This is a genomic window from Chitinophaga sp. 30R24 (genome assembly GCF_049056765.1).
In the GTDB taxonomy this organism is placed as follows: domain Bacteria; phylum Bacteroidota; class Bacteroidia; order Chitinophagales; family Chitinophagaceae; genus Chitinophaga.
Genome location: NZ_JBJGXX010000011.1, coordinates 64,555 through 78,000, shown reverse-complemented (window position 1 = coordinate 78,000; position 13,446 = coordinate 64,555). Strand labels below are relative to the sequence as shown.

Here is a 13,446-nt window from a genome sequence, read left to right as displayed (position 1 = left end):
AGCCACTTGTTTTTACAAAGGCAAACCACCCTAACAATGCGCATATACGTAATAAATGAAACGATGGTTAAAAAGTTAGCCGCCGTTCCATATTAATGCGGCAATTCCGGCACAGTGAACGGCTTCTGGCGGCCGGCATTTTGTTTACGTACCTGCTGAATATCTGCAGTAGTGATCTTACCCGCTTTATTATTCCAGGCACTACGTAAAAAAGTTAGCAATTGGGCGATATCTTCATCACTGAACTCATCGCTGCTACCAATACCCGGCATATCACCATTAATTTCAGGCGCTTTATATACTTTCCCATGTACTTCTACCGGACCTGTTAATCCAAATAATACGATGGAGATAAACGCCTGTTTATTTCCGTTTACCCAATTGCTTTCATCCAGCGGTGGGGCCATGGCCGTAACGCCTTCCCCGTTTTTACCATGACAGGTCTGGCAAACGGTATTAAAGATCTTATAGCCCCGGTGCATCATTTTCTTCAATTCCTCCATTTTCTTTGCATTAGCCTTATTCTGCATATTCATGAGCACCGCTTCCAACTGCCTGCGCAACACCAGCATAGTATCCGGGTTCCAGGCTATCACCTGTTTTAAAAAGGCGGCTTCCCGGCTGGCGGCATTGCTAACCAGTGCTGCGGCCACATACGGGTTGGCGGCATAAGATTGGATCATTTTATCTTCCAATCTGGCAGCACCTCCTTTATCGTATAGTGCAATAGCAGGTATCTGGTAGGCGACCACAGGCGCCAGAAAAGAATTGGTCAATAAACTATCCATAGCGGCTTCAACAGCTTTTACGTTACTATTGCCCAATACCGCCGGCAGGGCCGCCAGGGCCTGTACTTTCAACCACTCGTCCGCCTGTGGCCAGATACCATTCAGATCTGTTATATTCAATTGATGCAATCCTTCCAAAGCCCAGAGGGCATGTAAACGCGTAAGCGGGTGCAGGGTGTCTGCCAGCATCTTCCTTAAATAAGGCGCCAAAGCGGTTACCTGATGGTCTATGATCAGTTGTTGCGCTTTATCTCTCAGCATACCATTGGAATGATGCAGCATGGCACCTAAAAAAGCTGGCGTTAACTCAAACGGGGTAAACTGCGGGCGGCTTCCTTTAGGTACAATGCGGTAAATACGACCGCAATTGAGCGGCTGCGTCAGGCTCCTCATATTAATTTCATGCTTGAGATAAGGGGTAAGATAAGTCTTGTGCTGCAAGATACCCCGATACATATCCGCTATATAAATAGCGCCATCCGGGCCAGTGAGAAGTCCTACCGGCCGAAAACGCTCGTCGGTACTGGCCAGAAACTCCTGATGCTCATACGCCTGTACTCCCTTCACCTGATAACTACTATCAGACAGGATATTTCTTTTGATTAGGTTAGCAGCAGGCTCAGCCACAAAACCATTACCGGTATATGCAGCAGGTAGAAGGGCGCCACGATAGATGAGCGGGCTGCAGGCCGCTGTAAAGTTTACCAGGCGCAGACTATCGTCTAGCGTGCCTTTTTGGTAACCACGGTTTACACCGGGTGTAGGCCGGATAGGATAAGTACGGTTATCTGGTACAATATGCTCGTCGAAACCGGCAGCCTGCTGTTGATAAGGGTTATTGCCCCCCAGCCCGGGCGGGAAATAATCGCCCCGCAAGTTTTCCGAATTGTTATTGAAATACAGGCGGCCGTGATCATCTTGGGTAATACCCCACTGACCGCGGAAATGCGTTGTTTCTTTCAGCCATTTATTACCGGCTTTACGGTAACGCCTATCCGATTTTGCATTATAGATCCAATTATCCAGGGCGCGCAAGAGCCCATTGGGCTGGTGTTCCACATTACCTCCGGCAGCATATTGATCATCTACCAACGTCCGTTTACCAGCTTTATCGTTGTTATTCTCTATAAACCATAACTGAGGTGGCGTGGCCACCAGTATCCCGTTTTCCACAAGGCACACTGCCCTGGGCAATACCAGGGAATCCAGGAAAACGGTACGTTTGTCCATTATTCCATCTTTGTTGGTATCTTCCAGGATCACTATTTTTCCATCGGGCTTATCTTCCCCGGTACCAGCTGTATCTGGCATGAAACCCGCCATTTCAGCTACCCATATCCTCCCGCGCTCATCAAAGGTCATGGCCACGGGCGCCACTACCAAAGGCTCTGCGGCCACCAGTTGTACTTCCAGCCCTGTATCGTACTGCATATGGCTAATGGCAGTTTGGGCATCCAGTACGGGAGAAGTGGCAAACTGTTCCCGCATGGCCAGGGAATCCTTTTCGTGCGATGAATGGGAGAACGGTTTCTTTCCTTGTTCACATCCTGATAAGGTAACAGCTAACGTGGTTATGAATAAATAATAAATACGGTGCATTGTAATAATCCGATAAGGGGCTAAAAATACATTTCCACCTATATTTTTTCCTAAAAAATTATATGAGCGTACATTTTACCCTCTTCTGCCTTCACAAAAACCCTTATCTTCGTCGCTTCATTGCACACATTTTACGATTTATTTGCATTTATGGAGCGCTTTCAGGGCATTATAGGTATTGTACTTATTTTGGGTATTGCCTTTTTATTTTCCAACAATAGGAGTAAAATCAACTACAGATTAGTACTAAGTGGTATTGGCTTACAGATAGCCATTGGTATTCTGGTATTTAAAGTACCTCCCGTTACCTGGTTTTTCCAGCGGGTAGGTGATGCAATGGGAAAGCTGGAAGCTTTTGCACGCAAAGGCGCTGCCTTTGTGTACGGTGGTATAGGCGTATCCCAAACAGATGGTAGTTTAAATGACTATGCCGGCGGAGGATTTGTTTTCGCTTTTAACGTAACCGCTACTATTATCCTGGTATGCGTGCTGGTAGCTGTTTTATATCACTACGGCATTATGCAGCGGGTTGTGGCGGTAATTGCCAGAGCGATGAACATCATCATGCGGGTAAGCGGCGCCGAAGCCCTCAGTAACGTAGCCAGCGCATTTGTAGGCCAGGTAGAAGCCCAGGTAATGATACGTCCTTACCTCTCCAGCATGACCAAAAGCGAATTACTGGCATCTATGAGCGGTAGTTTGGCTTGTATTGCGGGCGGCATCCTGGTAGTATACGTGAATATGGGACTACAGGCGGGCATGCACATCGCTCCTTTCCTGATCACCGCCAGCCTGATGGCGGCGCCCGGCGCCCTCGTGATCTCAAAGATCGTATTCCCTGAAACAGAGGAAAGCCTTACCCTGGGACGTGTAAAAATGGAAGTGAAAAGCAACTATACCAACGTTATTGATGCTATCTCCCACGGCGCGGGCGATGGTTTTAAGATTGCCATGAACGTAATTGCCATGCTGATCGGCTTTATCGCCTTTATCGCACTGATAGATTGGTGCCTGATACATATCGGCCACATCTTCAATCCCAACTTCAACCTGAGCCTCGACTGGATATTCGGTAAGGTATTTATGCCAATGGCCTGGGCAATAGGCGTACCGCAAAGCGATGTACAGAACGTAGCCACCCTACTGGGACAAAAATTGACGATCAATGAATTTGTGGCTTTCAAAAGCCTGACCAGCCATAATGTACCGGTGATATCTTCAAAAGGTATCGCTATTGTAACCATCGCTATTGCCGGTTTTGCCAATTTCAGCAGCGTAGGCATGCAGATCGGTGGTATCGGGGAACTGGCGCCCGACAGAAGGGCGGATCTGGCCAAACTCGGCCTAAAGGCTTTATTATGCGGCACCCTTGCGTCGTATATGTCTGCCGCAATTGCCGGAATACTGATATAACTGCTGATTATCCTGGCTTGATGCTCCTGCTTTAGGTATCTAAAGCAAGAGCATCAAGCTAGACATCTAAAACAGTCTACCTAATTAGCGATTAAAAAACAAAGCCCAATACCGCGCATAAAATAACTTATGCGCGGTATTGGGCTTAATAATATAATATAGCGGAAATCAATCCGGTATAGGTTAAACGAATGGATGACCAGGTAAAGCAAGTGTTTACCAAGTCTGCTGTTATAAGTCGAGGCGCTTAATTAGGCCTTGTTCTACAGCGATCCACGCATCTAACTGTCCTTCTTGTTCCCAATGATTTTTCATTTCGGAAGCAGCTACAATTTTATTTATTGCTGTAACAGCCAGCTGCCGGAGTGCTTTAGTACCGATCAGGTTCAGCACATCCAGTTTGTCCATTGGATCTTCCGGGAAATCTTCGCTAGGGCGGCTTACCAGCGCTGCAACCACTTCTGCCGCTGCCAGTGCCTCTTCGCAATCGGGTATTTCAAGTGTTTCGATGTTGTTAATGATACGGGACAACGTATCAGCAACTAACCCACCGTCTTTATTGTCGATCAGGTCAAATATCCAATCCTGTGATCCATCATTTTCAAAATTCCTGGTGCCCCATGCGCCCATAGTGTTTACGTTTTTTTATTTTTTTAGAATAAAGAATAAAGTTATTCAAGTTTCTTTACAACAACCAAACCATGCGATCAGTTCAAACTTCTGAAATCAACCGGCACCAATTTACTGACGCCCGGCTCCTGCATAGTAACTCCGTAGATCACATCTACAGCGGCCATCGTCTGTTTGTTGTGTGTAACAATAATAAATTGTGAATTATCAGAAAATTTCCGGATCATATTCGTGAACTTACCCACATTGGCGTCGTCCAGCGGCGCATCCACCTCATCGAGGATACAAAATGGCGCCGGCTTAATCAGGTAAATGGCAAACAACAACGCAGTAGCGGTAAGGGTTTTTTCTCCACCGGATAACTGCGTGATCGCTGCCGGACGTTTGCCTTTGGGCTTCGCGATGATTTCTATACCTGTATCAGCCAGATTTTCAGGGTCATTCAATATCATATCGCACTGATCTTCTTCCGTAAACAAGGCTTTGAATACCCGGATAAAGTTTTCCTTTACCTGGTTAAAAGTATCCAGGAATTTCTGGTTGGCGGTAGATTCTACTTCCTGAATAGTGGCCAACAGGGAGTCTTTCGCATTTACCAGGTCTGTTTTCTGTTCCAGGATAAACTCATATCTTTTTTTCATTTCCTGATAAGCCTCAATAGCGGTAGGGTTAATTTCCCCCATATTCTCCATGCGCTTTTTCAGTCTTTCTGCACTCCCTTGCAACTCTTCCACCGACAGCTCAGAACTACGCTGTTCATCAATGATCTCATCCAGGTTCACTTTAAACTCTACGCTCAGCCTTTCTTTCATAGAGGCCAGTTGCAGCTTCAGCTCATTTACCTTATCCTTGATGCTGTTCAATTGCTGCTCCAGCTGCTCCCTGGCCCGTTGTTTCGTTCTCAGGGCGCTTTCCAGTTCTTGCAGGTGGTTACGGAAATTGTAATATTCCTGGTCTTTTTCGTTGAGCGCCTTTTCTTCTTCTTCACGTTGCCGGAACAATTCCACCAGGCCATCATCAGCATGACTGAGTTTTTCCACTACTGCGGCAATATTAGCCACTGCATCTTCCAGCTGCGCTTTGTTGCTGGTGATCTGCACATGGAGGTCGGCCAGTTGCTTCCGTTTAAATTCCAGCTCTTGTTTCAGCGCCTGCACCTTACTTTGCTGGCGGGTATGTTGCAGGTTCTGGTTATTAAACTGCACAGTAGCCATATTAAACTGCTGTTCTGCCTCTTGGGCCATACGGTCGGCGGCAGCGATGCTATCTTGCAGTTCATGCACTCTTTCATTCAGGTTTTCCAATTCATCCCGTACACCGGAAATGCTTTCCTGGTTATTTTCCAGTGATTGCTGCATCTCTTCCAACCGTTTATCGCTGGCTTCAATGAGATGATGGAAGTTTTCAATCCTGTTCTGTAGGCCAAACAGCTGGTTGTTCTGCTGATTTACCTTTTCCCAGGCAGCATTGATATTATTTTCATTTAATTGGCTGTTGTAGCCTAATACTTCGTTGTGTTTATTCTGGAGCGCTGTCCGCAAGCTGCCAACTACCGCTTCCAGGTCTTTGATCTCTACTTCCAGCTTTTCCAGGTTCTTGGCCCTTCCCAGCTTCTTGCCTTCAAACAATCCTACAGAACCGCCGCTGATATTATATTTACCCCGGTGCATCCGGCCAGACTTCTCTATCAGCAACATGCCTTCATCTGCCAATTGGCTAAATTCCAGGCGGGTAAGGTCTTCTGCAATAAATACCTTGCCCAGCAAATGCTGTCCCAGGCCTTTATATTTCTCCTCTATCTCTACCACATCCAAGGCCGGAATAGCGCCAGGAGGACTAAGCAACGGCGTAGCGCCGGTACGGAACTGGTCTAGTATAAAGAAGTTAGCTTTCCCTTTTTTGTTGGCATCGAGCAGTTGTATGGCCTGAATGGCTTCCTGCACATTATTCACCACATAATAGCTCAAATAAGGCTCCAGGAGGTTCTCTACGCAGGTACGATACTCTTCCTTACAGAAAAAGATATCGCTCAGGATAGGAGCATTATTGTTCCATTCAGGGTTTTTCTTCAGGAATTTAATACTTTCCGGATAACCTTCCAAACTGTCTACCAACGATTTAAGCAGATCAAATTCATTCTTTTTGGCATCCAGGGTACGGTTTTCATCTACCAGTTTATCCCGGAGGCCTTCAATATCGGATTGGGTGGCCAGTATCTTACTTTTGGTTTCTTCCTGGAAGCGCACCATATCCTCCAACACAGTTTTGCTGTTGGTCAACGTAAGCTGCAGGGCATCTTTTTCCGTTTCTAACTGAGCGATCTGTTGCTGACGGCTGGCTTTTTCTTCCTGCAGTTGTTGCATACTGCGTTGCAGGTTTTGTACAGAGGTATCTGCTACCGCCACTTTCTTTTCGGCCTCAAACTGTTGGCGTTGCCACCGCTGCTGGTCGTTGCGCAAGGTTTCGAGCGCCTGTTTCCTTTGTTGGAAGCGCTCTTTTTTGTCTTCCACCATATCGCGGAGGGTATCCAGCTCGTCGGCCATCGTTTCAAACACCTCTCCTTCCTCTTCTACCTGTTTTTCAGTAAAAGTGATGGAATGGGTGAGGCCCTCCAGTTGCCCTTCTGCATTGGAGAGGAAGTCGCTTATATTTTTTTCCCGTTCGCGCAGATAGCTAAGCTGTTGCGTAGCGAGGTTCTTATCATTTTCTTTGGTGCGGATAGTGGATACCAGTTCATTGAAAGACTTTTGCAAGGTTTGCAGTTCCCTTTCTTTAGCCACGAAATGAAGCTTATCTTGCTCTACAGCCGCTTCGGCAGAAAGTATCTCTGTTTCCAGCGCCAGTTTACGGTCGCTTTCTGTTTGCTGGGTTTCAGACAGCTCTTTAAAGGTAACATTGAAACCTTCCAGCGCTGCTTTTGCCAATTCTATACTGATTTCCCGGTATTCCTTTTTCACCTCATAGAAGCGCTCTGCCTTACGGGCCTGGCTTTCCAGGGTTTTAAGGTTATTATTGATCTCGAACAGGAGGTCTTCAATGCGGTTAAGGTCGCCCTCTGTGGCATCGAGCTTCGTTTTGGCTTCCTTTTTACGGGTTTTATAGATAGAGATACCTGCCGCTTGTTCCAACATGCGGCGGCGGCTGTTTTCTTTGTCTTTGATGATATCATCCACCATTCCCAGTTCAATGATCGCATAGGAATCGGTGCTCACCCCGGTATCCATAAATAGGTTATGGATATCTTTCAGGCGGCAGGCAACATCGTTGAGCCGGTATTCACTGTCGCCATTTTTATAAAATTTACGTGTAATGGTTACCGTAGTAAACTCAGTAGGCAGTACATTCCTGGTATTTTCGAAGGTGAGGCTCACTTCTGCCATTCCACTGGCAGAGCGGTTTTTGGAGCCATTAAACACAAGACCGGCCTGATTTTCAGACCTGAGGTTACTGATCTTATGTTCGCCGATCACCCAGCGGATGGAGTCGATGATATTACTTTTGCCACAACCGTTTGGCCCAATTACACCTGTGATCCCCTCATCAAACTGCAAAACAGTTTTATCCGCAAAACTTTTAAAGCCTTTAATTTCTAGTGTTTTTAAGCGCACGTCGTACTCCGAGATTTTTAAGGCGTCAAAGATATAATTTTACCCGAATCAAAAAGTAATTTAAGTGAGATGTCATAATCTACCTTAATTATTTATTCACAATTACCCCTACATTCTCTGCAAACTTCTCACAAAACAGAAGTCTAAAAGACTGATTATAAATATAATGAAAAGAACGATTGTAATTTTATTTACTGTGGAATTTTTATTGCGCCACCCCCTTGTTAAAACAGATCAGCAGAAAGGCATACCAGGGCAGAAACCCCATCTTTTCCTATCTTTGCAAATCAAAAAACCAATTTCGGTTGCATACAGAACAGCGGATCAACGATATTAAAAATTTCCTTTACAGCTATCATTTCAGTAACGGTTTACGTACTACAATCAGTGTGGTAGTGCCCTCCCTGGTATTTGCCTGGATGGGGCAACTGGGCCTGGGCATTGCCGTATCGATGGGCGCATTATGTACAGCACTTAGCGATGTACCTGGCACCATCATCCATAAACGGAACGGCCTGATCATCAGCATCGTTCTCATATTTTTTACCGCGCTGGGCACCGGCCTGCTTATGCCATATATACTGCCCATGGCTTGCTGGATAGCTATCTGCTGTTTTGTATTTGCCATGTTGCTGGTATATGGCAACCGGGGAGGCAATATTGGCACTGGCTGCTTGCTGGTGATGGTATCCATCCTGGGAGAAGCCCATATGAGCCCTCAGCTTACCTTACTACACGCTTCCATGGTATTGCTGGGAAGTATCTGGTATGCCACCCTTGCACTGATTCTATGGCAGATACGCCCTTACCTGAATGTACAACAGGCGCTGGGCGACTGCATCATCCAAACCGCCCGCTACATGGAAGTAAGGGCCAACTTTTATACTCCCGGCGTTAATGTTACCGAGAATTATAAAGATGTGCTGGCACAACAAGTGATCGTCAACGAAAAACAGGAAAATGTGCGGGAGCTGCTGCTTAAAAGGCGTTCCGCCCAACAGGGTACTACCAGCATCAACAAAAGCATGGTATTGATTTTCATGGATATAGTAGACTTGCAGGAACAAATTATGGCCTCTCAAACCGACTACAACGCCTTGCAAGCCGATTTTAAAGATGAAGCCATCCTGCAACAGCTCCATACCCTTATCCTGGATTTTTCCCAAGAACTCCGGACCATAGGTTTGGCTGTGGCCGCAGGCCAACGCTCGCTACCCCGGATCAACCTCAGGTTTGAAATGGAAAAAGTCAAGAAAACCATTGCCAACATCACCCTCAAACTCCCTACCCTTAAAGAAAGAACACGTACAATCCCTTTAACCAACATCCTGCAAAACCTGCAGGACATGGCGCAGCGTATTTATAACCTGCATCGCCTTACCCGCCTGGAAAGATTAAAAGATGAAGCGATAGACCCTAAACTGGAACTGTCTAAATTCATTACCCGGCAGAAATACGATGTAGAAACATTCCGGAACAACCTCACGTTCAAATCCCATATCTTCCGGCATGCTATCCGGGTTAGCCTGGCTACCCTATTGGGTTATGGCCTTGGCGTTGCACTCCATCTCGACCGGGTATACTGGATACTGCTAACGATTGTAGTTATCCTGAAACCAGGCTTCGGCATTACCAAATCACGCAGCATACAACGCCTCATAGGCACGGTAACCGGCGCCCTCTTTGCGGCCGGCCTCCTGTACGTAACCCATAACAACACCGTAATCTTTATGGTGATGCTGCTTTGTATCCTGGGTTCCTACAGCTTTATGAGCTTCAAATATACCCTAAGCGTATTTTTTGTAACACCTTTTATCATTTTCTTGCTGCACTTTCTGCACCCTACCGATTTACATAACGTTACCCAACGCGTATTGGACACATTTATCGGCGGAGGTATCGCTTTTTTAGCTAATATGTTGTTATGGCCGGCCTGGGAACGTAATTTCCTGCCTAACTACATGAAGAAGATGATGGAAACCAACCGCCGGTATTTTGAGGTGGTGATGCCGCCGTATTCCAACGAAAAAGTGACGGTAACCGACTTTAAACTAGCCCGGAAAGACACTTATGTGGCTTCCGCCAATATGATGTCTGCCTTCCAGCGGATGCTGTCTGAGCCTAAAAGCAAACAGAAAAATGCTTCGCAGGTATATCACTTTGTGGTACTGAATCATACCCTAACCTCCCATACTGCTACCCTGGCCAACTATAGCATGCACCACGGCGTACAGTTCCCTAGGCCGGAATACCGGGAAATTACCGATTACCTATTGCATTACATGGACCAGCTTACCCTGATGCTCGATCCAGCTACCAGTACTAACGCACAGCCTTCCCCACAAATACATGCCTTCGACCAACTGGATGCCCACCTGGAAAATCTGGTATATCTACGCCAACAGGAAATTAATGAAGGACAGGGGCCAACTGCTACCCGCGATGAAATGCTGGAAACCAAACAGGTACATGATCAGTTGAGAGCCATCCTCTCGCTGGTGAGAGATATGGGGAAAGCTATTAGCTATTAACTACCGGCAGCTAATAGCTAATAGCAGCATTAGCAACGGGTTTGTATAATAAATTGATCCGTTACCGGCGTTAATGCCTCCAAAATACGGTCAAAAAAGGCCGGACCTTCCTGGGCATACCAGGGCATAAAGTTCTCTTTCCGTTCCTGCAGGGAGCCAGCGGGGAACAATTTATTCTTCACCTGCCGGATCTGGTCTGTTTGCCAGGTAAATTTCTTCTTCTCTGCCCGCAGGAACTTATGTTCCAGCTTACCGATAGATTTCAGCGCCTGGGTTCTTTCAGATGCAGTAGATGCCACCAGGGTAATATCTATGCTCCGCGCCTTTTCTTCCAATGCGTCAAACAACTGCTCTATAGCAGCATATTCGTCTTTCAGCACCAATGCAGCATTGGTATGCCGCTTCACAAAGTCATTAACAATATCTTCTGTTGGCTTAAACAATTCGGTGGTAGTAATGCCCAGTTTAGCCATTCTTTGTTGCGATGCCTCGTCGGTAAGCAACAGGGAATTACGTAACAACACTACCGGATAGGGCACCTGATAGTGTGCAAATAACGTTTGTAACTCCAGCCAGTAGGCAATTTCCCCACCACCGCCAATAAAAGCGATATTAGGAAGAATAGACTCCTGGAACATACCCCTTAGGATCACATTGGGACTAAATCTTTCAGGGTGCGCCTGTAGCTCCTGTTCCAGGGAAGTGGCGGTGAAAGTCAACGAGGTGTGTAATACTTTCCACTGCTCCCCTTCCTGTACAATGCGTTCCCTTAACCCATCCTGTAAATAAAACAAATTTATTTCCCTTGGATTAGCCTGTACTTTATAATAAACCGATAATTTTTCTACGGTATCGTTTACAATCCGGTGGGATACCTGGTTAAACAGTTCATCTTTAATAACCGGCAGGTATAAACGTTTCAGATCTGGATTATCCGGCACTAACACCACCAGGCCATATTTGCCAAATAGGGCATGTACCAGGCTGAGGGTGGCCGCTTGTATATTATCGTGTTCCAGATAGGCTTGTTGCAACAGGGAGATGAGCGAGGCGGCATGCGGTGCATAACCTAACGCTTTCTTTATTTCCCCGATAAGCGCTTCCAGCCCTTCCGGCTGCATACGGCCTACCGCGCCCTGTTGGTGGGTATGCCAGGCAAGGGTTTTACCTTCCAGGTAAATACTGCCCAGTTCCTCCAGGTCGTTATCTTCGCTGCCCATATAATATACCGGCACAAAGTGATATTCCGGATATTGTTCTTTGAGGGAAGCGCACAGCTTCACTGTTTGCAGGATCTTATAAACAAAATAGAGGTAACCGGTAAAGATATTGGGCTGATGTGCGGTACATACAGTAAAGGTATTGGGCTGCAGCAATGCCTGGATATTCTCTGTTACTTCCTTTACCGGTTCCAGTAGCTCGTACTGTTGCTGCAAAGCTGCTACCAGCGCTGCTCTCGGTGTATCAAAGTTTTGCCGGGCCTGAATGGCGGCCGAAAAATCCGGATGTACAGGAGAATAGGTATAAAACGGTCTTATCTGCGTATGTTCGGCTAAAAAATCTATTACCAGCTGATTAAAATAACCAGTCTTCCCATAAGGAATATACTCCAGCATATTAAATTGCGAATTACAAATTACCAATTAAAAAGGCATGCAATGCCAATACATCGAATTTTTTGAATGTACGAAGTTAGTAAATAGTTCATTGATTGAACAGATTATTGGTTAACTGGTTAACTGATTATATCTTTTGTTTTGCCAGACTACGTTCTTTGGCGCTTGTTTTGACGGTGGTTTTCCGGAAAAAATGCTTTACCATGAAAATAGCCATATTAGCGCCGGTGGCCTGGCGAACTCCCCCCAGGCATTATGGGCCCTGGGAACAGATGGCCTCCAATCTCACCGAAGGTCTTATAGCCCAGGGCATGGATGTTACACTTTTTGCTACTGCCGATTCCCTTACTACAGCCAAACTCGCGGCCATCTGCGCCAGGGGATACGAAGAAGACCCGTTGGCAGATGCCAAGGTAAATGAGTGTATGCATATCAGTTATCTGATGGAGCAGGCCAGAGACTTCGATATCATCCATAACCACTTCGATTTCCTCCCTCTTACCTACTCCCGGTTAATTAAAACCCGCATGATCACTACCATTCATGGCTTTTCTTCTCCCAAAATATTACCCGTATACCAGCGGTATAATGATATAGGTAGATATGTATCCATCAGTAATGCCGACCGCCACCCTACGCTGCATTATACAGCAACTATCTATAATGGCGTACGGCAAACAGATTTCCCTTTTGAACCGCAACCGGAAGATTACCTGTTGTATTACGGGCGTATCCACCCCGACAAAGGCACCCACAGCGCGATACAAATAGCCCTTCATTCCGGCCGCAAGCTCATTATAGCCGGCATTATACAAGACGTAGCCTATTACAATGAGCGGGTAAAACCTTATCTCGACGATGAGCAGATCACCTACATAGGCGCAGTAGGCGGAGACCAACGCGGACAGTTACTGGGCAAGGCCCTGGCCCTGCTGCATCCTATCCATTTCAACGAACCCTTTGGCCTGAGCGTAGCAGAGGCCATGCTTTGCGGCACTCCCGTTATTGCCTATAACAAAGGCGCTATGCCAGAACTGATCATAGACCGCAAAACGGGGTTCCTAGTAAACGACATGTACGAGGCAGCTGCTAGTATAGAAGACCTGAGCCTGATCAACCGGCAGAATTGCCACGAGCATGCCATAGAAAATTTCAGTGCAAAAACGATGGTGGAGAAGTATATTTCATTGTACAACGAGTTATAATAGATGATAGTTGCAACTACCTGCCGGCTGCTGCAACTATATCTTTAACTTTTCCC

Annotated in this window: 7 protein-coding genes; 3 read left to right on the top strand and 4 right to left on the bottom strand. The window is 46.3% G+C overall.

The window, feature by feature from the left end:
* Positions 1-92 precede the first annotated feature (92 nt).
* Positions 93-2,387, bottom strand: a complete 2,295-nt coding sequence (locus ACDQ55_RS18240; RefSeq protein ID WP_420982915.1) for a DUF7133 domain-containing protein — start codon at positions 2,385-2,387, stop codon at positions 93-95.
* Between the two features lie 150 nt (positions 2,388-2,537).
* Between ACDQ55_RS18240 and ACDQ55_RS18235 the strand changes: the two genes are divergently transcribed.
* The gene (locus ACDQ55_RS18235; RefSeq protein ID WP_420982914.1) at positions 2,538-3,800 is read left to right on the top strand and encodes a NupC/NupG family nucleoside CNT transporter; all 1,263 of its coding nucleotides are present in this window, start codon (positions 2,538-2,540) and stop codon (positions 3,798-3,800) included.
* Between the two features lie 231 nt (positions 3,801-4,031).
* Here ACDQ55_RS18235 and ACDQ55_RS18230 read toward each other — a convergent pair whose 3' ends face one another.
* Together ACDQ55_RS18230 and smc are read right to left on the bottom strand one after the other, a co-directional pair.
* On the bottom strand, positions 4,032-4,430 hold the full coding sequence (locus ACDQ55_RS18230) for a DUF4259 domain-containing protein (protein WP_420982912.1): 399 nt from the start codon (positions 4,428-4,430) through the stop codon (positions 4,032-4,034).
* A 77-nt stretch (positions 4,431-4,507) separates the two neighbouring features.
* Positions 4,508-8,038, bottom strand: a complete 3,531-nt coding sequence (gene smc / locus ACDQ55_RS18225; RefSeq protein WP_420982910.1) for a chromosome segregation protein SMC — start codon at positions 8,036-8,038, stop codon at positions 4,508-4,510.
* A 305-nt stretch (positions 8,039-8,343) separates the two neighbouring features.
* On the opposite strand from smc, the gene ACDQ55_RS18220 reads away from it, so the two are divergent.
* On the top strand, positions 8,344-10,569 hold the full coding sequence (locus ACDQ55_RS18220; protein ID WP_420982909.1) for an FUSC family membrane protein: 2,226 nt from the start codon (positions 8,344-8,346) through the stop codon (positions 10,567-10,569).
* Positions 10,570-10,598: 29 nt separating this feature from the next.
* On the opposite strand, the gene bshC is transcribed toward ACDQ55_RS18220, so the two are convergent.
* Positions 10,599-12,185, bottom strand: a complete 1,587-nt coding sequence (gene bshC / locus ACDQ55_RS18215; RefSeq protein WP_420982907.1) for a bacillithiol biosynthesis cysteine-adding enzyme BshC — start codon at positions 12,183-12,185, stop codon at positions 10,599-10,601.
* Between the two features lie 203 nt (positions 12,186-12,388).
* On the opposite strand from bshC, the gene ACDQ55_RS18210 reads away from it, so the two are divergent.
* Positions 12,389-13,390, top strand: coding sequence for a glycosyltransferase family 4 protein (locus tag ACDQ55_RS18210; protein WP_420982906.1), 1,002 nt, complete (start codon positions 12,389-12,391; stop codon positions 13,388-13,390).
* The last annotated feature ends 56 nt before the right edge of the window (positions 13,391-13,446 follow it).